Here is a 20857-nt window from a genome sequence, read left to right on the forward strand (position 1 = left end):
GATGGACGACGACGATGCGGTATCTCCAAGGGATCGGCCGGACCTCGGCGAACCTCGCGATCATGGCCAAGGTCTTGATCGCGTTGCTGATCCTGCCGCTGCTCGCGGCCGTGCCGGCCGAGGCGCAAGTTGCCGGCGCCTGCCCGCCCCCGAAGAAGCTCGCGGCCGGCGCCTGCGTCACCGCCTGCCCGGGCGGGTACGAGGATCGCGGGCGCGACTGCGTCTACCGCAACCAATCCCGCTAAAACCTATCTCAGGCCCACCCGATCCGCCCGAAAAACCCCGCGATTTCGGCCGCCGCCCGGTCGGGATCCTCCCGGTGGGGAAAGTGGCCGACGCCCGGGAGCAGCGCCAGATCGAGATTCGAAAACGTCTCGCCCAGGCGGTCGGTCCAGGCATAGGGGAAGATCGGGTCGTGCTCGGCCCAGCGCACGCAGGTCGGCACGGCGATCGGCGGCAGGGGCGGGGCCTCGCCCTTCAGCATCGCGATCCGGCCGGCATGGGCTGCCCGGTAATGCGCGAAACCGCCCGCGAGATTTCCCGGCTTCCAGAAGGTGTCCGCGAAGGCGTCCATCACGGGATCGAACGCGTCCTTGCGGTGCGACCAGTGACGCAGGAAGTGGCCGATATAGGCGGCGCAGCTCTCCCGGCTGGCGCCCACCAGCGTCAGCGCCAGGTCCATCTGGTTGAAGGACTGGTACCAGATCTCGCTGAGCTGGTCGGGCGCCCCGAGGCGGGGACCGATCCCGGGATAGACGAAGTCGAACAGAAACAGGCCGGCGCAAAGCTCCGGATGGGCGCGCACCAGTGCCTGGATCACCGCGCCGCCGACATCGTGGCCGACGATGCCGGCGTATTCGATGCCGAGCGCATCAAGCAGCGCCGCCATGTCGGCGGCCTGGTCGTCCGCCCCGAACGGACCGGCGGGCTTGTCGCTGTCGCCGAAGCCGCGCAGGTCCGGGGCAATCAGGGTGTGGCGGGCGGCGAGCCGTTCCATCACCGGCTCCCAGGTCAGCCAGAATTCCGGCCAGCCGTGGAGCAGCAGCAGCGGCGTACCCGTGCCGCAGCGCGCGACATGCAAGTCCGCGCCGTTCACGCGGATCGTCAGGTGCTCGAGGCCGTCCATTTCCCCTCCATCTCGGCCCGCCGGGCTAGCATCTTCGCCTGCAGCCGGCTGCGGCGGGCGGCGATCACCGTGCCGTTGATCTCGCCCCCGAACAGGAACATGGCGGCCAGCCAGTAGAGGAACACCAGGAACACCATCGCGGTGGCCAAGCCCCCGTAGGTCGACGCGTAGGCGTTCGAGAAGCGGTCGAGATAATAGCCGAAGCCGAGGCCGGCGAAGAACCACAGGACCAGCGTCACCCCGATCCCCGGCAGCACCGACAGGATCGAGCGCCGGCCGGCGGCCACGAACTTGTGGGCGATCACCAGCACGACGGTCAGCAGCAGCGCCGTGACGGCGATCCGCCCGATCGCCACCGTGAGGCTCAAGGGCTCCAGCCCGGGCGCGACCAGCACGACGTTGCGCCAGATCAGCGGCCCCAACACCACGAGCAGCGCGAAGGCCAGCATCGCGAAGGCGCCGCAGATCACGTAGCCGATCGATTCGAGCCGGGTCAGCCACCACGGCCGGCTCTCTCGCAGCCCATAGGCCCGATTCAGGCCGACCCTCAGGCTCTCGACCCCCGAGGAGGAGAAGTAAAGGGCGAACAGTGCGCCGAGCGTCAGCACGCCGCTGCGCTGCTCGGTCAGCACCCGGTGGACCTCGCCGACGATCGGCTTGGCGATTTCCCGGGGCCAGGCGTCGAAGATCAGGACGCCGGCCTCGTCGGCGAGCGACTGCGTGCCGAACAGGCCGGCGAGCGCGGCCAGCAGGATCAGGAATGGGAACAGGGAGGTCAGGGTCGAGAGCGCGATGTGGCTGGCAATCGCCCAGCCGTCATGGGCGACGAAGCGCTGCGCCGCGAGGCCCGCGACCTGGAATCCGTTGCGGAGAGAGTTCACGGGTGTCCAACGATCCTCGTGCCGGCCCGCCGATGAAGGGCGCCCGGGCCGGCCCGTCAACGCCGCTGAGCCGGTCCGGTCCCGTTCGCTGACCGGTGACGCGCCACGGCCACGCCGAATCGACCGGATCCTGGTACGGAATCGCCGTTGCCATTTGCCCCCCGGCATGCTCCGTCCGCGCCGTCATGCCCACCCTCTCAGGCAATTCCCCCCGCACCGCCAGCGCCCTGCCGGTGCTGTTCGTCCCGATCTGGGCGACCGGCTTCATCTCCGCCCGGGCCGTGATCCCGCACGCCGATCCGCTGGGCTTCACGGCGGTCCGGTTCACCGGGGTCGCCGTGCTGCTGGCTTTGATCGCGGCGGCCTCCCGGGTGCGTTGGCCCGGGACTTGGGCGGGCTGGCGCGATCCCATGGTGGCGGGCTTCCTGATGCAGGGAATCTACCTGTCGGGGGTGTTCTGGGCGGTGAGCCGGGGGCTCCCGGCCGGGATCGCCGCCCTGGTCGGCAGCCTTCAGCCGCTGCTGACGGCGCTTCTGGCGGGGCCGCTGCTCGGCGAGCGCGTCAGCGGCCGGCGGGCGCTGGGGATCCTGCTGGGTTTTGCCGGGGCCGGTCTGGTGCTCGCCCCCAAGCTCGGCATCGCCGACCCATCCGGGATCCCGCCGATCGCCCTCGCGGTCAGCCTGGTCGCGGTCCTGGCTCTGACGCTGGGTACCCTCTGGCAGAAGCGGACCGGTGGCGGCGGAGACCTCCTGGCCAACGCGACGCTGCAATTCCTGGGCGGGATGGCTTGCGCGATCCCGCTGGCACTGGCCTTCGGCCATGCAACGATCGACCCGGTGGCGCCGCTGTGGCTCGGGCTCGCCTGGGCGATCCTGGTCAACTCGGTGGCCGGGATCCTGCTGCTCCTGGCGCTGATCCGGCGCGGCGCGGTGGCGGGCGTCGCCGCCCTGTTCTTCCTGGTGCCGCCGGTCGCAGCCGTCCTGGGCTACCTGCTGTTCGGCGAGGTGCTCACCCTGGTGCAGGGCGCCGGGATGGCGGTGGCGGCACTCGGGGTCGCGGTGGCGAGCCGGGCCTGAGCGGCCGGACCTGCGACCGAAGGCCCGGAAACCCTTCACCCCCTCGCGGTTTGGTGCGCGGGCCATGACGGCCCGGGTCGGTACCGTGAGAGGCGAGGATGGACCAGGACAAGCCCCGCGAGATCCGTCTCGCCCTCGAGGCAATTCCCCTCGGCGGCAAGGCCGAGGGCAAGGCGGGCGAGGATGCGGTCCTGTTCGTGCGCGACGCCAACGGCGTGCGCGCCTTCCAGGCCAAGTGCCCGCATCTCGGGGCACCGCTCGCCAAGGGCGAGATTTGCGGCAGCCGCCTCTACTGCCCGTGGCACAAGGCGGCCTTCGCGCTCGCCGACGGCAGCCTGGAGGAGCCGCCGGCCCTTACGGCGCTCACCCGTTATCCCGTCCGGATCGAGGGCGGCGAGGCGGTGGCGACGCTGACCCCCGAGCCCGCCCCGGCCAAGCGTGCCGAGACTTCCATCGGGAACGTTCTGATCGTCGGCACCGGCGCGGCGGCGGTCGCCTGCGTCACCACGCTCCGGCGCGAGGGCTTCTCGGGAGCCATCACCATGGTCGGCCGCGAGGACCACCCGCCCTACGACCGGACCAAGCTGTCCAAGCAGTTCCTGGCCAAGCCGACGCCCGCCGAGAAGACCCTGCTGGAGCCGGATTTCACCGCTGCGCACCATGTCGAGCGGATCGAGGCCGAGGCGACCCGGATCGAGCCGGCTGCCCGCAGCGTCACCCTTGCGGACGGGCGGGTGCTCACCGGCGACGCGTTGCTGATCGCCACGGGCAGCCGCGCGGTGATGCCGGATTTCGATGGGACGGACCTCGCGGGTGTCATGACGTTGCGCAGCCTCGACGACGCGGTGCGGCTGAGCGACGCGGCGGAGCACGGCAAGCGTGTGGTGGTGATCGGGGCCGGCTTCATCGGCCTGGAGGCGGCGGCCTTCCTGACCAAGCGCGGCCTGTCCGTGACGGTACTGTCCCGCGAGGCCGTGCCCTTCGCCAAGCGCTTCGGCGAGGCGGTGGGGACGGCGCTGAAGCGCTACCATGCTGGCAACGGCGTGACCTTCGTAACGGGACAGGTCGCGCGGATCGCCGGCAACGGATCCGTTGAGGCGGTCGAGACGGAGGACGGCGCGCGGCTGCCAGCCGACATCGTGCTGATCGGCGCCGGCGCCGCGCCGGAGACCGCGATCGTCGCCGGGGCCGAGCCGGACGAGCACGGCGGCCTGCCGGTCGGTGCCGATCTGAAGCTCGCCGACGGCGTGTGGATCGCGGGCGACATCGCGGCCTTCCCGGAGCGCGGCAGCGGGCTCACCGCCCGGATCGAGCACTGGCGGCTGGCCCAGCAGCATGGGACCCACGCGGCCCAGGCGATCCTGGGGGCGACGGAGGCGTTCTCCGGCGTGCCGTTCTTCTGGAGCAACCAGGGCGACAAGCGCCTGGATTACGGCGGCTACGCGCCGGATTTCGACCGGCTCATCCTGCAGGGCGATCCGGAGGCCCTGGATTTCATCGCCTATTACGTCCGTGAGAACCGGGCCGTGGCCGCCTGCAGCATTGGGCGCAACCCGGCCTTCACCGCCTTCCTGCACCTGTTGGGCGAGGACAGGGTGCCGAGCCCGGAGGTGATCGAGGCCGGCGCGGATCTCCCCGCGCTGGTGTGACCCCCGGCTTCGCTGCGTGCCGGCTTCGCGCGCGGCGATGAGCCCCAGGACAGTACGCGGCCGATTGACGTAGCGGTACTGAGTCGAATCGTCGGGATGGGCGCCTTCATGTCGAAGGAACCAGTTCTGGCGGTCGATCCTTCAGTAAAACGCTGCCCGCCGTCAGAGAAGCTGGGCCATCCTGGGAGGCATCATGAATTCGATTGTCGTCGTCGCGCTGATCTGTGCCGCCTCCGTCCAGGCCCCGGATTGCTCGCGCGACACCGCTTTGGACGTGATCACCGGCCCGGCCCACACGCTTCAGGAATGCCTGATCCAGGGACCGGTGCTGGCTGCCAATTCCGGTTTCACGGGTGAGGGCGGCGCCTACGTGAAGACCCGCTGCGAGCAGAAGCGCTGAGCCGGACGCGTTCCGGACGAACAAGCCTGCGGCTGATCAGTCTCCGGCGCGAGGCGCGGTCTGGGGCCGGACCGGCCTCGACTGCGAAGGACCGTACGTCGTCCTCTTCAACTTGAGTTCAAGACGCGACAAATGAAATCTGCTTCGGCCTTGGCGTCGGACGGGTTAGAAGTCACGATCCAATAAAACGCCACGCGAGCAAAAATCATGTCCGCATCCCCCGCCATCCAGACCGAGCCGCAGGACGTCGTCAGCCTTACCAAGGCTGCTGGCGAGAGCGCGAAGGCCCTCGTGGCCGAGGCCACGCGCCGGGTGCGGACCCGCATCCTCGGCACGGATGGGCGGATCGATGCGGGCAAGCTTGAGGCGCAGCAGCATGCCGCCCACGGGCTGGCCTGGCTCGCGACCTACGCGGAGGCGGTGGCCGAACTCGGTGGCTATGCCGAGCGCCTGCAGGCGGAGGGACGGTTCGGCGAGACCGAGACGCTGCTCGTGCGGATCGGCGCCGGCGAGTATCTCGACCAGCTGTTCTCCGGCATCCCGATGAGCCAGGGCGAGATGGTCCGCCCGATCGGATCGCTCGGTCTCTCGGCCAAGGAGGTGGCGCAGTACCGCACCGACGCGGTCGAGACGCTGATCGCCGAGGGCAACACCCCGGAGCACCGCGCCGCCCTGGTGGCGCTGATGCGCGAGGGCGGCGGCTCGGCCACCGTCGGTGCCTCAGGCCTCGACGAGGACATGGAGGCGATCCGGTCCGAGATGCGCCGCTTCGGCAAGGCCGAGGTGGTCGAGCAGGCGCATGAGTGGCACCTGAAGAACGAATACATCCCCATGGAGGTCGTCACCAAGATGGCCGAGCTGGGCGTGTTCGGCCTCACCATCCCGGAGGAATACGGCGGCATGGGTCTGCCCAAGACCGCCATGTGCGTGGTCTCGGAGGAGCTGTCCCGGGCCTATATCGGCGTCGGCTCGCTCGGCACCCGCTCGGAGATCGCCGCGGAGCTGATCCTGTGCGGCGGTACCGAGGAGCAGAAGCACCGCTTCCTGCCGAAGATCGCCAGCGGCGACATCCTGCCGACCGCCGTCTTCACCGAGCCGAACACGGGTTCGGACCTGGCCAGCCTGCGCACCAAGGCGGTGAAGGAGGGCGAGGTCTGGAAGATAACGGGCAACAAGACCTGGATCACCCATCCGGTCCGGGCCGACATCATGACCGTGCTGGTGCGGACCAAGCCCGAGGAGAAGGGCCATCGCGGCCTCTCGATGCTGATCGCCGAGAAGCCCCGGGGCACGGACGAAGAGCCGTTCCCGGTCCAGGGCCTGTCGGGCGGCGAGATCGAGGTGCTCGGCTACCGGGGTATGAAGGAGTACGAGCTGGCCTTCGAGGGGTTCGAGGTGCCCGGCGGCAACCTGCTCGGCGAGGTCGAGGGCAAGGGCTTCGCCCAGCTGATGCAGACCTTCGAGTCGGCCCGGATCCAGACCGCGGCCCGGGCCATCGGCGTCGCCCAGTCGGCCCTCGACGTGGGGCTGCGCTACGCCGAGGAGCGGGTCCAGTTCGGCAAGGCGCTGGTCAGCTTCCCGCGGGTGGCCGACAAGCTCGCCATGATGGCGGTGGAGATCAACATCGCCCGCCAGCTGACCTACTTCTCGGCCCGCGAGAAGGATGCCGGCAAGCGCTGCGACCTGGAGGCCGGAATGGCCAAGCTGCTGGGTGCCCGGGTCGCCTGGGCGGCTGCCGACAACGCGCTCCAGATCCACGGCGGCAACGGCTTCGCGCTGGAATACCCGGTCAGCCGGATCCTGTGCGATGCTCGCATCCTGTCGATCTTCGAGGGCGCCGCGGAGATCCAGGCTCAGGTCATTGCCCGGCGGCTGCTCGAAGCCGCCTGACGGATCAGGAACTGAAAGGCTCGGGGGCTCTGCCCCCGAACCCCGCCAAAGGGCTGAGCCCTTTGAGAACCCGCTACTTGGTGATCTTCACCGAGACCGGGTCGCTCGACGGGAACGTCTCCTCAAGGGCGTCGTCGAGGCGCTCGTCCATCTTCTCCTGCTTGTTGGCGGGGTTGGCCTTGTCGTCCGGCTTGGCGCTGCCCTGCTGGAAGCCGGGCTTGGTCTCGTTCTTCAGCTTGTGGTCGTCGGCCATGTCTGTCGCTCGTCCGTGACGGGTGCACGCTCGGTGCCTGTGCGCGTCAACGCGACGGAGCCCGGGTGTTTCCGGTTCTTTCGATCGCAAAGGGTGTCAATCGGGCTGTCGCGTCAGGCCGTCACCACCGCCCGGCCGGCCGATAGCCGCGCCGCCCGGCCTGGCGCAGACGCCTCACGCATCACGGTGTCGTAGACGCTGGTCAGCCGATCGAGATGGACCTCCGGGGTCAGGGGCGCGGTCCAGTAGCGGGTATGCGCTGCCCGAGCCATCCGGCCGGCGAGGGAGTCGTCGGACAGGCGGCGGAGATGGGCGGCGAGCGCATCGGGATCGCCCGAGCGGAACCAGAAGCCGGTCTCGCCGTCGACCACCGCTTCCCGGCCCGCGCAGGCATCGCTGACGACCACCGGGGTGCCGCAGGCGAGCGCCTCGTAGACGGTAAGCGGCTGGCCCTCGTACCAGACGCTCGGGAACACCAGCGCCCGGGCTTCTCGCATCAACACCTGCACGGTGGCGGGATCGCGCCAGCCCAGCATCACCGCCTCGGGATACCGGGCGGCGAGGTCGGCCCGCTCCGAGCCATCGCCGACGAACACCGCCCGCACCCCGGCCCGCCGGGCCGCCTCGGCGAAGATCGGCGCGCCCTTCTCGGTGGAGATCCGGCCGACGAACAGGAAGTCGCCCGGCGGGCCTTCGTGGACGGGCGCCTGCGTGACAGCGATCGGGTTGTCGACCCGATGGAATATGGTGCCGGCGGGCATCAGCGGCCGGACCACGCTCTCCTGCAGGTCGCTGATCGTGACGACGTGGGAGAACAAGTCCGGCAGCCGGGCGACATGCGTGAGCCCGGCATGGCGGATCATCCGGGCGACCTTGCGCGGGTAGCTGCGCGCGTCGCACTTCGCCAGGATGCAGGAAGCCGACATCGGCACCCGGTGGCAGATCTTCTGTTCGGGATAGGCGTAGAATCCCCCGGTCGGGCAGACCAGGAAGAACTCGTGCATCGTGTAGAGGCACGGCAGGCCGGAGGCCCGCAGGGCGGGGCCGATGGCGGGCGACAGCGCCTTGGCGAAGGCGTGGACGTGGACCAGTGTGTCGCGCGGATCGCAGGCCGCGAGTTCGGCCGCCAGCGCGCGGGCTGCCGATCCGTTCCAGATCGCCTGCGCCGCGAAAGCCAGCTTGCTCCGCGCCGTCGTGACATCGTCCTGATCCAGGCACACCACCCGGACGCCGACGGCCTCAAGCCGGGGATCGACCGGACCCACCGCGGCGAACAGGCTGACGCGGAACCCGCGGGCGGCAAGCCCGAGGGCGGATTCGATCGCGACCTTGGCTTGGCCACCGTTGATCGCGGCGTGATCTGCGACGAGGACGACGTGCACGTCAGAAATTCCGCCGCTCAAATCCGGGACGAAAACCTGTAACGGCTGCCGGTTGATCCTCCGTAAACCCGCCTGGACTTACCGTCGCAGCAGTTCCAGCCGGGATGGTCCATGCACGTCGTGATCCTCGCCGAATTTGCGACCGCCAGCGGCGGGGCCGAGAAGGTCGCCCTGGAATCGGCCCGGGGGCTCGCCGAGGCCGGCCTAGCGATCACCTATGTCCAGGCGATCCCGAGCCCGGTCGATCCCCTGCTGGACCACCCAAACATCCGGCGGATCGAACTCGGGCTGCCCGACATCTGGACCCTGGGCCGTATCAAGGCGGCGGCCACCGGGATCTGGCACGCGGCTGCGGCGCGTGCCCTCGAGGGAGTGCTTCGCGAGTTGCCGGCGGCGCCGGACTGCCTCCACCTGCACCAGTGGACCCGCGCTCTGTCGCCGGCGATCTTCCCGGTCCTGTCCCGGCTCGGCGTGCCGGTGGTCGTCACCCTGCATGATTACGCCATGGCCTGTCCGAACGGGGTCTATTACCGGTTCGACCGGGGTGAGCCCTGCGGGCTGGCACCGTTAGGGCCCGCCTGCCTGGCCGCCTCCTGCGATCCTCACAGCCGGGTTCACAAGCTCGTGCGCGTCGCCCGCGCGGGGGCGCTCCGGCAAGCGCTTCATCGGCGCCCGCTCCATGTCGTCCATGTCTGCGACGCCAGCCGGCGGCGGCTCGGCGACCTGCTCGGCGGCTACGCCCTGACTCATCACCGCATCGACAATCCGGTTCGGGTCGTGGACGGGCCGCCGGCCGATCCCGCCCGGGGCGACGCCATCGCGTATGTCGGGCGCCTGACCCGGGAGAAGGGGGCCGATCTCGTGGCTGACGCCGCCCGGGCTGCCGGGCTCCCCGCCTTGTTCATCGGCGCCGGACCCCTGGAGGCGGAGCTGCGCGCCCGGCCCGGCGTCGAGGTGATCGGCTGGCAGGCACCCGATACCGTCTCGACGCTGTTACGCAGCCGTGCCCGAGCCCTCGCTGCCCCGTCGCGTTGGTACGAGACCGGGCCCCTCACCGTCTACGAGGCCCTGGCGGCCGGCATCCCTGTGGTCGTCTCCGAACGGTCCGGGGCCGCCGAGAAAGTCCGGGACGGGCGGACCGGCTTCGTGGTCACCCCTGACATCGAAGCGCTGACGGCCGCCTTCTCGGCCCTGCGGGACGATGTTCGCGTCGGAACCCTCGGAGCGAATGCCCGAGCCCGGTTCCGCGCGGCACCGATGACGCTCGCCACGCATGCCGCCGCGCTTCGGTCCCTCTATGCCGGACTGGCCGGCACAGCCCCTGGTGCGATGCACCATAGACGGGCCGACGCCAGACCGGCCTGAGGTCGGATTAGCAAGACTTCAGGACGCCCGCAGGCCTATAGACAGACGATCGGATTGATATAGAGAGGCGTTCAATCGGTGCGACCACGCCACGACGGGACGTGCAATGGTCGAGCTTTATCATCAGCGATTGCGTTGGTGTTGATGCGACGTGACGACTGAGCGTATACCGAAATCCGGCATTTTATCGGGCCTTTCATGGCCCTGCTCCTCCCCCGATTATGCACTTGACTTCTTGTTGCACTGCAACATATACGGACGCGTCACCGCGGACGCAGATCGGCGTCCCACCCGAGACAGCGTGCTGGAGACCCCGATGCAGACCCCGAACTTCGAGATCCCGAACGAGATGCGCGACTTCGCCGAGAAGAGCGTCGACCAGGCGCGCAACGCTGTCGGCACCATGATGGCGAACGCCATGAAGGCCGCCGAGCAGGCCCAGGTTTCGGGCCAGACCTTCCAGTCCACCATGACGGCGGCGGTCTCGAAGGGCTTCGAGCACGCGCAGAACAACGCGAACGCGACCTTCGACTTCGCTCAGAAGCTGGCGCGCACCAAGGACCTGCGCGAGGCGTTCGAACTGCAGTCCGAGTTCGTCCGCAGCCAGTTCGCTGCCCTCCAGGCCCAGGCCAAGGATTTCGGCGCCCTCGCCCAGCAGAACATCGCCCGCTGAAGACCGACCGGTCCGCCGCCGGCGGATCGATTGAGGCGGCGCTCGGCCCGACGGGCCGGGCGTCGTTGAACACAACAAACCGAAGACGGTCTCTCCCTCCGGCCGCTGCTCCGTCAGGGAGCCCGACGCGGATGAGGAGGAGATCGCGCCATGAGCAAGCCGCGTCGACCGAAGGCGCCCCGTCCCCGATGGGATCCGAAGCCGGCTCCGGATGCTGCGGATGGCGTTGCGCTCCGCGCCGTCCCACCGCTCACCGACACGGCCATCCCGGACGCCGCCGTTTCCAGGGCCCGCGAGGCGGTCGCGAGCCGGAATCCGGACGCCGCCAAGCCGGAAGCTCCCCCGGAGGCCCAGGTCCCGGTGGCCGCCCTGGTCCCACCCGTTACGATCCCACCCGTTACGATCCCGCCCGTCGCGCTTCCGTCCGACGCGCCGGTCCCGAAAGACGCCGGCCCCGCAGGCGTCGCCACACCCAGCCGAGCCGGATTCGTGCCGGATCGCTCCGACAGCCTCGGCATCGGCTCGACGATCGCCCGCTACATGCGTGGGGAGGGTGAAGCGGCCCTTGCACATCTGCGCGCCCTGTCGGACGCCGGCTCGCCCAGCGAACTGATGCGTCTGCAGATGGGCGAGGTCCAGCGCGCGGCCGATGCCTCGCTGACCTGCTGGAGCGACGTCATCCGCAAGGCGAGCCGCATCGTTGCGTTCCGCTGACGTACGATCGCCATGTTCAGGCTGTCGCATAGGGACGACATGCACGGGCGCATCGAACCGCACCGGGCAACCAACGATTAACCCTGTCGCTCCTATGCCTCATCGGAGGGCGCGGGAGATGAATCCGGACCGATGCCGAGCCGTGCGCACCTGATCCGTTCTGCCGTTCACGGCCTCTGCCTCGCTCTGACGTTGGCAGGTGCCCCGGTCGTCGCACAGAACGGCGACAAGCCGTCCGGACCTGCGCCCGCGATCGCCATCGGGGCGGATCTCGCGAGCCAGGCCGGCACCACGCGGCTCACCCTGACCCTGTCCCGGGCTGTCGATGCCCGCGGTTTCGTGATGGAGCGGCCCGACCGGGCGGTGATCGACCTGCCGGAGGTCAATTTCCAGCTCGATTCCGGGTCCGGGCGCCGCCGCGACGGCCTGGTCCAATCCTTCCGCTACGGCCTGTTCGCCCCCGGCCGCTCCCGGGTCGTGATCGACCTCGCCGCCCCGGCTACGATCGGGCGGATCGAGACCGTCACCCGAGCCCGGGACGGTGCCGTGCTGCTGACGATCCCGCTCCAGCGCGTCGAGCGCGAGGCGTTCCGCAAGGCGGCCGCCGCCAGCGATCCGGCCCCCGCCCAGGCCCGCAGCGCTGCCCCCGAGCCCGCCGACCAGCGGCCGCTGATCATGGTCGATGCCGGGCATGGCGGGACCGATCCCGGGGCGATCGCGGTGGGCGGCGTGTTCGAGAAGGACATCGTGTTCGGCTACGCGCAGGCGCTGGTCGAGAAACTGGAAGCGAGCGGCCGCTACCGGGTCCGGATGACCCGCGACCGGGACGTGTTCGTGCCGCTGGCCGACCGGGTACGCCTCGCCCGCGAGGCCAAGGCCGACCTGTTCGTGTCGATCCATGCCGATTCGATCTCGGCGGCGCCCCAGGTGCGCGGCGCCACGATCTACACCAACGCCGAGAAGGCCACCGACATCGAATCCGCCCGGCTCGCCGAGCGCGAGAACAAGGCCGATGCCGCGGCGGGGACCGATGCCGCCGAGGCGCCCCCGGACATTGCCGACATCCTGCAGGAGCTGACGCTGCGCGAGACCCGCGGCTTCTCGTCGGGCTTTGCCCGCACCCTGATGGGCCAGCTCGCCCCGGTCATGGAGATGAGCTCCAAGCCCCACCGGGAGGCGCGCTTCATGGTGCTGCGCTCCCCCGACGTGCCGAGCGTGCTGGTGGAACTCGGCTATCTCTCGAGCAAACGCGACCTGGAGATGCTGCAATCGCCGGAGTGGCGCGCGGGTGTCACCGGCTCCATGGCCAAGGCGATCGATCTGTTCTTCGGCAACCGCGCGACGCTCAAGGTGCCGACGATCACCCGTCGATCGGCCGCCGTCGCCCCAGTTTTACCATAGAGTAAGTGTCGATACGGGACGTCCGACGCCCCGTCGCACCGCCGCTGAACCGGCAATCCGAGGGGGCCTCACGGGAGCGTCCGGGAGCCGACCGCGTCGAATACGGACGCCCGTGCCGGATGAGCCGAACCCGGCATGCGGCCGGGCCAGCGACGAGCGGAACACCGGATGCGTCTGATCCTTCGTTTCTTCGGGATCCTGTTCAGCGCCGGCGCGGTGCTGTTCGTGGTCGGCGCCGCGGCCGGCGGCTACTTCTACTGGAAGTACAGCCAGGACCTGCCCGATCACGCCGCGCTCGCCAATTACGAGCCGCCGGTGATGACCCGCATCCACGCGTCGGACGGCTCGCTGCTGGCCGAATATGCCCGCGAGCGGCGGCTGTACCTGCCGATCCAGGCGATGCCGAAGATCGTGGTCGCAGCCTTCCTGTCGGCCGAGGACAAGAATTTCTACAAGCACGGCGGCATCGATCCCGAGGGGATCGTGCGCGCCTTCCTGACCAATGCCAAGTCGGGTAAGCGCCAGGGCGCCTCGACCATCACCCAGCAGGTCGCCAAGAACTTTTTGCTGTCCTCCGAGCAGACCTATGATCGCAAGATCAAGGAGGCGCTCGTGGCCCTGCGCATCGAGGCGGCCTATTCGAAGGACAAGATTCTCGAACTCTACCTCAACGAGATTTTTTTGGGGACGATCGTTCCCGGCCGGAACCTGCACGGCGTGGCGGCGGCCGCGCTGGATTACTTTGGAAAATCGGTCCACGAGCTGACCATCAACGAGGCCGCGTATCTCGCCGCGCTGCCCAAGGGGCCGAACAACTACCACCCTTACCGCAAGACCCAGGCGGCTTTGGACCGCCGCAACGAGATCATCCGCCTGATGGCGGAAAACGGCTACATCACCAAGGACGAGGCGGATGCCGCCAAGAAGATGCCGCTCGGGGTCAACCCCCGGGTGGCCTTCCCGAACGCCGCCAACGCCAACTACTTCACCGAGGAGGTCCGCCGCGAGATCTCCGAGCGCTACGGCGAGAAGAAGCTCTACGAGGGCGGCCTCTCGGTGCGCTCGACGCTGGATCCGAAGATGCAGGGCTGGGCCCGCAAGGCTCTGGTCGACGGCCTCGTGCGCTACGACCAGGCCCATGGCTGGCGCGGCGCGGTCACCAAGGTCGACCTGACCGGGCGCGACTGGGGCATGGCGGCGGCCGAGGTTCCGGCGCTCGGCGACGTGGCGCCCTGGCGGCTCGCCGTGGTGCTGGGCAATGGCGGCGGTGGCGTGCAGGTCGGCCTCCAACCCCGGCGCGAGGCGTCGGGCCAGGTCGGCAAGGACCGTGAGACCGGCGTGATCCCCCCGGACGGCATGCGCTGGGCAGGCCGGCCGAACCTCCAGCCCGGCGACATGGTCTATGTCGAGGCAATGGAGGGCGGCCGTGGCCAGTTCCGCCTGCGCCAGAAGCCCGAGGTCTCCGGCGCCATCGTGGCGATGGACCCGAACACAGGCCGCGTCCACGCGATGGTGGGCGGCTTCTCGTACGACGAATCCGAGTTCAACCGCGCCACCCAGGCGATGCGCCAGCCCGGCTCGTCGTTCAAGCCGATCGTCTACTCGGCGGCGCTCGACAACGGTTACACGCCGTCGTCGATCGTGCAGGACACGCCGATCACCATCGAGGCCGGCCCGGGCCAGGAAGCCTGGACGCCCTCGAACTACGACGGCAAGTCCGGCGGCCCGCACACCCTGCGGTATGGGATCGAGCATTCGAAGAACCTGATGACGGTCCGGCTGGCCAAGGATGTCGGCATGCCGCTCATCGCCGAATACGCCCGCCGCTTCGGCGTCTACGACGACCTGCTGCCGGTGCTGCCGATGTCCCTCGGTGCCGGCGAGACCACGGTCATGCGCATGGTGACGGCCTACTCGATGCTCGCCAATGGCGGACGCCGCATCCGGCCGACCCTGATCGACCGCATCCAGGATCGCATCGGCGAGACGATCTATCGGCACGACAATCGCAAGTGCATCGGCTGCGACGCGGAAAAGTGGTCCGGCCAGGATGAGCCGAAGCTGGTGGACGATTCCGAGCAGGTGCTCGACCCGCTCACCGCCTACCAGATGGTGTCGATCATGGAGGGCGTCGTCCAGCGCGGCACCGCGACGTTGCTGAAGCAGATCGGCAAGCCGCTGGCCGGCAAGACCGGCACCACCAACGACGCCAAGGATGCGTGGTTCGTCGGCTTCTCGCCGGATCTCGCGGTCGGGATTTATATCGGCTTCGACAAGCCGCGCTCGCTCGGCGACCGTGCCACCGGGGGCGGCTTGGCGGCGCCCATCGCCCTCGAATTCCTGAAGACGGCTCTCAAGGACAAGCCGCCGACACCGTTCCGGGTGCCGCCCGGGATCAAGCTGATCCGTGTGAACCTCGCCTCCGGCACTCGGGCCGGATCGGGGGAAGGTGCCGGCACGATCCTGGAAGCGTTCAAGCCAGGTACCGCGCCGCCCGATTCCTACGTCGCCCCGGCCTCCAGCCAGAGCGCCGCCCCCGCGGCGGTCCCGGCGGACCCAGACCGGGCTGCGCAGGCCGGCGGGCTCTACTGAGGAAGCGCCGCGGGATAAACCATCGTGTTATTCCGGGGCGCCGCAGGCGAACCCGGACCCGAAGGGGCCGCTAGAGGCGACAGTCCAGATCCGCCGACGGTGGAAGGTTTTGATCTGTCGGCGGTTATGGATCCCGGGTTCCGCTCCGCGGCCCCGGGATGACAAGGCGGGTGATGGGGCGGCTGCTAAACGCCCAAAGACAGAAAAAAGCCGCCCGGTTGGGGGCGGCTTCGCGAGTCGTCAGGGAGGCATCAAACAGAGCGGACGGAACCGTCCAACTCGATATCCAGATCTCTGGATGCCTTTCTATGCATCATGAGCGTTAACGGCTGATTAAAAATCAGTTTTCAAACCAAAACTCATGCGGCGAGACTGTCGAAGAGTCCTCGGCCGTCGGTGCCGCCGATCAGGCCTTCCACGAAGTTCTCCGGGTGCGGCATCATCCCGAGGACGTTGCCGCCCTCCGAATAGACCCCCGCGATGGCGTTGAGGGAGCCGTTGCGGTTGGCCTCGACCGTGATGGTCCCGGTGGCGTCGCAATACCGGAAGGCCACGCGGCCCTCGCCCTCGATCCGTGCCAGCGTCTCGGGATCAGCGAAGTAGTTGCCCTCGCCGTGCGCGACGCAGACGTCGATGACCTGTCCCTGGGTGTAGGCGCTGGTGAAACGCGTGTCAGTGCGTTCGACCCGAAGCGTCTGCCGGTGGCAGATGAAGCGGCGGTTGACGTTGCGCATCAGGACGCCCGGCAGAAGGCCGGATTCGCACAGGATCTGGAAGCCGTTGCAGATGCCCAGTACGAGACCGCCCCGGGCCGCATGCGCCCGCACCGCATCCATGGCAGCCGCGCGCCCGGCGATGGCGCCGCAGCGCAGGTAGTCGCCGTAGGAGAAGCCGCCCGGCAGGACGGCGAGGTCGGTGCCGGCCGGCAAGTCCTGATCCGCGTGCCAGACCATGCTGACCCGCGCCCCCGAGCGGCGCAGAGCCCGGGCGACATCGCTCTCGCGATTCGAACCCGGAAAGACGACGACCGCAGCGTGCATCAGAGGATCTCGATCGCGTAGTTCTCGACGACGGTGTTGGCGAGCAGCTTCTCGCAGGCCGTCCGCAGGGTGGACTCGGCCGATGGGCCGTCGGCGGCCGAGACTTCGAGATCGAACACCTTGCCCTGGCGGACGCTGTCGACGCCTTCGATGCCGAGGGACCGGAGCGCGGCCTCGATCGCCTTACCCTGCGGGTCCAGCACACCGGTCTTCAGGGTGACGATGATACGGGCTTTCATGGATCTTCAGGTCTCACGCGTAGCCGGAAACGAGGGGGCGACACGCGGCGTCGTCACACCGGCGGCCGTCGCGCGTTCCTAGCAGGAAGGCTGCCGGCCTGTCGAACGCCGTCTCGGACAGGCGGCCCGGCTAGCGCGGCGTGGCTTGCGTCCGGATCGGCTCGATGCTGGTCGCCCGGCGCCAGAGCTGGAGCATGATCCAGACAGCGAACAGGCTGAAGACACCCATCAGAACGTGGCCCACCCGGTCGCCCAGATCGAACAGGCCGGCCAGGGCCCAGCCGGCGGCGATGGCCACGGCGAACACCTCGGTGCCGACGAGGACCATCATGCTCACGATGGTGATGGCGTTGCGCCCGTTCACGAGACTCGTCCCCCCGGTCGATTGCGAGGCCCCGGACGTGGTAAGCCCGGGACCCGCGCAGCTAGCCCACCGGAGAGGGGGGATGCAACCGCGGGACCCGGGATCAGTGGCTTTGCGCCTCAGCGCGGCGCGCGCTTGGCCAGGATCCGCTGCAGCGTCCGCCGGTGCATGTTGAGGCGCCGGGCGGTCTCACTGACGTTGCGGCTGCACAGCTCGTAGACCCGCTGAATGTGCTCCCAGCGGACCCGGTCCGCCGACATCGGGTTCTCCGGCGGATCGGCCCGCTCGCCAGGCTGCGCCATCAGCGTACCGTGGATCTCGTCCGCGTCGGCGGGCTTGGCGAGATAGTCGAAGGCGCCGAGCTTCACCGCCGTGACGGCGGTCGCGATGTTGCCGTAGCCGGTCAGGATCACGCCCCGCGCCTCGGGGCGGCGCTCCTTCAGGCGGGCGATCACGTCGAGGCCGTTGCCGTCGCCGAGCCGCATGTCGATCACCGCGAAGGCGGGCGGCCGGGCTTCGACCGCCGAGACTCCGTCGGCGACACTGTCTGCCACCTGAACGTGGTAGCCACGGCTTTCCATGGCGCGGGCGAGCCGCGTCGAGAAGGGCTTGTCGTCATCCACGATCAGCAAGCTGCGGTCGGTGAAGGCGGCGAGCGGATCGGCTTCGTTGATCACGGCGGGATCGATCGCTGCCGTGGTCCCGGGCTGCGTCAGCATCCGGCGCTCCTTTCAGGTTTTCGTAAGGGAATTACTAAGTCAGTTCTTGGTCTGATCCTCATATAGGGACGACATCGCCCGGGGGCAGGGGCGTGTGGATATTGAGTTCCGGCGAATGGCGCGGGGCTGCCCCCCGCTCGAAGATGTGGCGGGCCCAGGACACGCGCACGATCGCTCCGTGAGCCTCCGGCGCCGAGACGTTCATCAGCGCGATCTGGGCGCCCGAGCGCTCGATCAGGGTCTTGGCGATGAACAGGCCGAGGCCGAGACCGGCACCCACGGTCCCGCCGGTCTGCGAGCGATCGGCACTGCGGGTGGTTACGTAGGGCTCACCGGCCCGCAGCAGGACCTCGCTGGAGAAGCCTGGCCCGTCGTCGCGAATCTCGATCCAGACGCGCTCCTGGGTCCAGCGCCCCTCCACGGCGACACGCGAATCGGCGAAGTCGACGGCGTTGTCGAGAATGTTGGCCAGCCCGAACATCACCCCGGGGTTGCGGCGGCAGGCGGGCTCCGGGCCGTCACCCAGGCTGGAAATGTCCAGGACCGCGCCGAGGGCGCGCTGGGGTGCCACAAGCTCTTCGACCAGATGGCTGAACGTGACCGTTTCCAGGAAGCCGACGCCGTCGCCGTCGAGGGAGGTGAGCTTGCCGAGGATGCCGCGGCAGCGGTCGACCTGCTCGCGCAGCAGGTTCAGATCCTCTGCCACCGCCGGCGATGCGCTCGGCCCGAGCTGGCGGATCAGCTCCTTGGTCACCACCATGATGGTCCCGAGCGGCGTGCCTAATTCGTGGGCAGCCGCCGCCGCGAGACCGTCGAGCTGAGACAGGTGCTGCTCGCGCGCCAGCACCAGCTCGGTGGCCGCCAACGCCTGGGCGAGGAGCCGCGTCTCCTCGGCGACCCGCCAGGCGTAGACGCCGGTGAACGCGGTCCCGAGCAGGATCGCGGTCCAGACTCCGGAGACGTAGAGGAACGGCAATTCGATCCGCCCGTCCGAGAACCAGGGGAGCGGCCGGTGCACCAGGGCAAGCAGGGTCGCCAGTCCCACGGCCAGCAGGCCGAGCGCCAGGGTCCTCTCGGGCGGCAGCGCGGTGGCGGAGATCAGCACGGGGGCGAGGAAGAGTAGCGAGAACGGATTCTGAAGGCCGCCTGTGAGGAACAGGAGGGCGGCGAGCTGCACGATGTCGAAGGCAAGCAGCAGGGCCGCGGAATCGTCGCTTAGCCGGTAGCTCGCCGGGAAGCGGATCCGCAGCGCGAGGTTCAGCCAGGATGAGGTGGCGATCACCAGGAAGCACCAGCCGAAGGGCAGCGCCAAGCCGAGGCCGAACTGCGCCCCGACCACGGCGGCGCTCTGGCCGGTGATGGCGAGCCAGCGCAGGCGGACGAAGGTGTCGAGCCGCAGATGGCGCGAGTTGCGGACGAGGCCGTGGAGGTTGCTGTCGGGCATGCAGGCATTGATGAAGCGCCGGTGAGGCCTCGCCGGCGCAGGATGTTTCGACGGAGGCCGCAGCGCAGCGTCCGGGCGAAGGGCCGGATCCGTTGTGCCCACGGCGTGTCACGAGCAAGTCGCTCGGGGCAGGGGATGTTCCGCGATCGTTCAGGGTGGAACCTTATCCGACGAGCCAGGTTGCAAAAGGCTCCGCGTGCAGGTCGGATGTCGGCCGCCCGGGTGGCGTGCCGTCCCGTGGCGGACCGGTCTCGGTCGGCCCCGGACGGCATCCGAGACCGCGAGGGTGCGATGCTTCTGGCTTATGGGATGTTCGAAGGTGCGCGTGCCCTGATGGCGCCCGCCCGGCTCGCCGCGGATCTCACCCGCCACGCCCTGCAGATGCCCGGCAATCCGCTCGCCTACGGGCCCTACGCTCGGGCGATCAGTGCCGGCTGCGAGATGTTCGAGCGGGCGACCCGCCGCTATGGCAAGCCCGCCTTCGGCTTCACCGAGACGGTCGTCGACGGGACGGCGGTCCCGGTCAGCGAGCGCGTGGTCTGGGAGCGGCCGTTCTGCCGCCTGGTCGCGTTCGAGCGCGCCTTCATCACGCCCCCGGCCGAGCCGCAGCCGAAGCTGCTCATCGTTGCGCCGATGTCGGGGCACTACGCGACGCTCTTGCGCGGCACCGTGGAGGCGATGCTGCCCAACCACCGGGTCTACGTCACCGACTGGACTGATGCCCGGATGGTGCCCCTGGCGGAGGGGCGCTTCGATCTCGACAGCTATATCGACTATCTGCAGGAAATCTTCGCCGTCCTCGGGCCGGATCTGCACATCATGGCCGTGTGCCAGCCGGCTGTGCCAGTGCTGGCCGCGGTGGCGCTTTTGGAGGCCAAGGGTGATCCGGCGGTGCCGGCCTCGATGACCCTGATGGGCGGCCCGATCGACACCCGCCGCTCGCCCACCGCGGTGAACTGCCTCGCGCAGGAGCGCGGCCAGACCTGGTTCGAGCGCAACACGATCAGCCTCGTGCCGCCGATTTACCCAGGCGTCTGGCGCCGGGTCTATCCCGGCTTCCTGCAGCTCTCGGGCTTCATGGCGATGAACCTCGACCGCCACGTCACCGCCCATTCGGACATGTTCGACCATCTGGTGAAGGGCGACGGCGACTCGGCCGAGAAGCACCGGGAGTTCTACGACGAGTACCTGGCGGTGATGGACCTCACCGCGGAATACTACCTCCAGACCGTGCAGACCGTCTTCGTCGATCATGATCTGCCCAAGGGCCGGATGCGCCACCGCGGTACCCCGGTCGATCTGGGGGCCATCCGCCTCTGCGCCATCCTGGCCGTCGAAGGCGAGAACGACGACATCTCCGGGGTCGGCCAGACCAAGGCCGCCCTCGACCTGACGCCGAACCTGCCTGAGTCCCGCAAGGCCTATCATCTCCAGGCGGGCGTCGGGCATTACGGCGTGTTCAACGGCTCCCGCTATCGCACGGTGATCGCTCCGCGGATCGCCGCCTTTATCCGTGCCCAGCAGGCTGATTCCAGCGTGCAAGGCTCGCACTTGCGCCAAGTGGGCTGACGAACGTCCTGGTTTCGACAGGTCCGAGGCCTATCGCCGGGACAGGGTTGAACCCTAGTGCCTGGGCTTCAACCGAAGGG

The 20857-nt window shown here is 69.1% G+C and carries 20 protein-coding genes; 11 read left to right on the forward strand and 9 right to left on the reverse strand.

Annotated features, from left to right (window positions below; genetic code table 11):
* Window positions 1-14: 14 nt before the first annotated feature.
* A complete protein-coding gene (locus MKK65_RS17260; protein ID WP_409565444.1) occupies window positions 15-245 on the forward strand; it encodes a hypothetical protein in 231 nt (76 codons plus the stop codon).
* Window positions 246-253: 8 nt separating this feature from the next.
* On the opposite strand, the gene MKK65_RS17265 is transcribed toward MKK65_RS17260, so the two are convergent.
* Both MKK65_RS17265 and MKK65_RS17270 read right to left on the reverse strand, forming a co-directional pair.
* On the reverse strand, window positions 254-1126 hold the full coding sequence (locus MKK65_RS17265) for an alpha/beta fold hydrolase (RefSeq protein ID WP_243959245.1): 873 nt from the start codon (window positions 1124-1126) through the stop codon (window positions 254-256).
* Window positions 1105-2007 (reverse strand): YihY/virulence factor BrkB family protein, encoded by a 903-nt coding sequence (locus MKK65_RS17270; protein ID WP_243959247.1) that lies wholly within the window; start codon window positions 2005-2007, stop codon window positions 1105-1107. The genes MKK65_RS17265 and MKK65_RS17270 overlap by 22 nt, the downstream gene beginning before the upstream one ends.
* 185 nt (window positions 2008-2192) lie before the next feature.
* Between MKK65_RS17270 and MKK65_RS17275 the strand changes: the two genes are divergently transcribed.
* The 4 genes from MKK65_RS17275 (at window position 2193) to MKK65_RS17290 (ending at window position 7022) form a co-directional block, all read left to right on the forward strand.
* Window positions 2193-3083 carry a DMT family transporter gene (locus tag MKK65_RS17275; RefSeq protein WP_243959249.1) on the forward strand — a complete coding sequence of 297 codons (891 nt, stop codon included), beginning with the start codon at window positions 2193-2195 and terminating at the stop codon, window positions 3081-3083.
* Window positions 3084-3181: 98 nt separating this feature from the next.
* A complete protein-coding gene (locus MKK65_RS17280) occupies window positions 3182-4732 on the forward strand; it encodes an FAD-dependent oxidoreductase (RefSeq protein WP_243959251.1) in 1551 nt (516 codons plus the stop codon).
* A gap of 193 nt (window positions 4733-4925) precedes the next feature.
* Window positions 4926-5132, forward strand: a complete 207-nt coding sequence (locus tag MKK65_RS17285) for a hypothetical protein (protein WP_058190762.1) — start codon at window positions 4926-4928, stop codon at window positions 5130-5132.
* Window positions 5133-5339: 207 nt separating this feature from the next.
* A complete protein-coding gene (locus MKK65_RS17290; protein ID WP_243959252.1) occupies window positions 5340-7022 on the forward strand; it encodes an acyl-CoA dehydrogenase family protein in 1683 nt (560 codons plus the stop codon).
* A 73-nt stretch (window positions 7023-7095) separates the two neighbouring features.
* On the opposite strand, the gene MKK65_RS17295 is transcribed toward MKK65_RS17290, so the two are convergent.
* Complete coding sequence (locus tag MKK65_RS17295; RefSeq protein WP_058190764.1) at window positions 7096-7275, reverse strand: hypothetical protein; 180 nt, start codon at window positions 7273-7275, stop codon at window positions 7096-7098.
* 113 nt (window positions 7276-7388) lie between these two features.
* Entirely contained in the window at window positions 7389-8657 is a 1269-nt protein-coding gene (locus MKK65_RS17300) for a glycosyltransferase family 4 protein (protein WP_243959254.1), read from the reverse strand.
* 111 nt (window positions 8658-8768) lie between these two features.
* Here MKK65_RS17300 and MKK65_RS17305 point away from each other — a divergent pair, with 111 nt between their 5' ends.
* From MKK65_RS17305 to MKK65_RS17325, 5 genes are all read left to right on the forward strand, one after another.
* Window positions 8769-10022, forward strand: coding sequence for a glycosyltransferase (locus tag MKK65_RS17305; RefSeq protein WP_243959256.1), 1254 nt, complete (start codon window positions 8769-8771; stop codon window positions 10020-10022).
* Between the two features lie 316 nt (window positions 10023-10338).
* The gene (locus tag MKK65_RS17310) at window positions 10339-10695 is read left to right on the forward strand and encodes a phasin (protein WP_058190767.1); all 357 of its coding nucleotides are present in this window, start codon (window positions 10339-10341) and stop codon (window positions 10693-10695) included.
* Window positions 10696-10845: 150 nt separating this feature from the next.
* Window positions 10846-11409, forward strand: a complete 564-nt coding sequence (locus MKK65_RS17315; protein ID WP_243959258.1) for a hypothetical protein — start codon at window positions 10846-10848, stop codon at window positions 11407-11409.
* Window positions 11410-11541: 132 nt separating this feature from the next.
* Window positions 11542-12810 (forward strand): N-acetylmuramoyl-L-alanine amidase, encoded by a 1269-nt coding sequence (locus tag MKK65_RS17320; RefSeq protein ID WP_243959260.1) that lies wholly within the window; start codon window positions 11542-11544, stop codon window positions 12808-12810.
* 168 nt (window positions 12811-12978) lie between these two features.
* Window positions 12979-15402, forward strand: a complete 2424-nt coding sequence (locus tag MKK65_RS17325) for a penicillin-binding protein 1A (protein ID WP_058190770.1) — start codon at window positions 12979-12981, stop codon at window positions 15400-15402.
* A 359-nt stretch (window positions 15403-15761) separates the two neighbouring features.
* Here MKK65_RS17325 and purQ read toward each other — a convergent pair whose 3' ends face one another.
* The 5 genes from purQ to MKK65_RS17350 form a co-directional block, all read right to left on the reverse strand.
* Window positions 15762-16442, reverse strand: a complete 681-nt coding sequence (gene purQ, locus MKK65_RS17330) for a phosphoribosylformylglycinamidine synthase subunit PurQ (RefSeq protein WP_243959261.1) — start codon at window positions 16440-16442, stop codon at window positions 15762-15764.
* Entirely contained in the window at window positions 16442-16681 is a 240-nt protein-coding gene (gene purS, locus MKK65_RS17335; protein WP_243959263.1) for a phosphoribosylformylglycinamidine synthase subunit PurS, read from the reverse strand. The genes purQ and purS overlap by 1 nt, the downstream gene beginning before the upstream one ends.
* Window positions 16682-16811: 130 nt before the next feature.
* Window positions 16812-17045: a hypothetical protein gene (locus tag MKK65_RS17340; protein WP_243959265.1), complete on the reverse strand. Its 234-nt coding sequence runs from the start codon at window positions 17043-17045 to the stop codon at window positions 16812-16814.
* A 119-nt stretch (window positions 17046-17164) separates the two neighbouring features.
* A complete protein-coding gene (locus MKK65_RS17345) occupies window positions 17165-17764 on the reverse strand; it encodes an ActR/PrrA/RegA family redox response regulator transcription factor (protein WP_243947596.1) in 600 nt (199 codons plus the stop codon).
* A 58-nt stretch (window positions 17765-17822) separates the two neighbouring features.
* Window positions 17823-19208, reverse strand: coding sequence for an ActS/PrrB/RegB family redox-sensitive histidine kinase (locus MKK65_RS17350; RefSeq protein ID WP_243959267.1), 1386 nt, complete (start codon window positions 19206-19208; stop codon window positions 17823-17825).
* A 291-nt stretch (window positions 19209-19499) separates the two neighbouring features.
* On the opposite strand from MKK65_RS17350, the gene MKK65_RS17355 reads away from it, so the two are divergent.
* Window positions 19500-20777 carry a polyhydroxyalkanoate depolymerase gene (locus tag MKK65_RS17355; protein ID WP_279596801.1) on the forward strand — a complete coding sequence of 426 codons (1278 nt, stop codon included), beginning with the start codon at window positions 19500-19502 and terminating at the stop codon, window positions 20775-20777.
* The last annotated feature ends 80 nt before the right edge of the window (window positions 20778-20857 follow it).

Origin of the sequence: Methylobacterium sp. J-001 (assembly GCF_022829565.1) — a bacterium.
Classification (GTDB): Bacteria; Pseudomonadota; Alphaproteobacteria; order Rhizobiales; family Beijerinckiaceae; genus Methylobacterium.

Coding starts and splice junctions, on each gene's coding strand:
- purQ (WP_243959261.1), bottom strand. CDS start 16,442: ATGCACGCTGCGGTCGTCGTCTTTCCGGGTTCGAATCGCGAGAGCGAT.
- MKK65_RS17355 (WP_279596801.1), top strand. CDS start 19,500: ATGCTTCTGGCTTATGGGATGTTCGAAGGTGCGCGTGCCCTGATGGCG.
- MKK65_RS17265 (WP_243959245.1), bottom strand. CDS start 1,126: ATGGACGGCCTCGAGCACCTGACGATCCGCGTGAACGGCGCGGACTTG.
- MKK65_RS17260 (WP_409565444.1), top strand. CDS start 15: ATGCGGTATCTCCAAGGGATCGGCCGGACCTCGGCGAACCTCGCGATC.
- MKK65_RS17285 (WP_058190762.1), top strand. CDS start 4,926: ATGAATTCGATTGTCGTCGTCGCGCTGATCTGTGCCGCCTCCGTCCAG.
- MKK65_RS17305 (WP_243959256.1), top strand. CDS start 8,769: ATGCACGTCGTGATCCTCGCCGAATTTGCGACCGCCAGCGGCGGGGCC.
- MKK65_RS17295 (WP_058190764.1), bottom strand. CDS start 7,275: ATGGCCGACGACCACAAGCTGAAGAACGAGACCAAGCCCGGCTTCCAG.
- MKK65_RS17325 (WP_058190770.1), top strand. CDS start 12,979: ATGCGTCTGATCCTTCGTTTCTTCGGGATCCTGTTCAGCGCCGGCGCG.
- MKK65_RS17275 (WP_243959249.1), top strand. CDS start 2,193: ATGCCCACCCTCTCAGGCAATTCCCCCCGCACCGCCAGCGCCCTGCCG.
- purS (WP_243959263.1), bottom strand. CDS start 16,681: ATGAAAGCCCGTATCATCGTCACCCTGAAGACCGGTGTGCTGGACCCG.
- MKK65_RS17320 (WP_243959260.1), top strand. CDS start 11,542: ATGCCGAGCCGTGCGCACCTGATCCGTTCTGCCGTTCACGGCCTCTGC.
- MKK65_RS17315 (WP_243959258.1), top strand. CDS start 10,846: ATGAGCAAGCCGCGTCGACCGAAGGCGCCCCGTCCCCGATGGGATCCG.
- MKK65_RS17350 (WP_243959267.1), bottom strand. CDS start 19,208: ATGCCCGACAGCAACCTCCACGGCCTCGTCCGCAACTCGCGCCATCTG.
- MKK65_RS17290 (WP_243959252.1), top strand. CDS start 5,340: ATGTCCGCATCCCCCGCCATCCAGACCGAGCCGCAGGACGTCGTCAGC.
- MKK65_RS17280 (WP_243959251.1), top strand. CDS start 3,182: ATGGACCAGGACAAGCCCCGCGAGATCCGTCTCGCCCTCGAGGCAATT.
- MKK65_RS17345 (WP_243947596.1), bottom strand. CDS start 17,764: ATGCTGACGCAGCCCGGGACCACGGCAGCGATCGATCCCGCCGTGATC.
- MKK65_RS17310 (WP_058190767.1), top strand. CDS start 10,339: ATGCAGACCCCGAACTTCGAGATCCCGAACGAGATGCGCGACTTCGCC.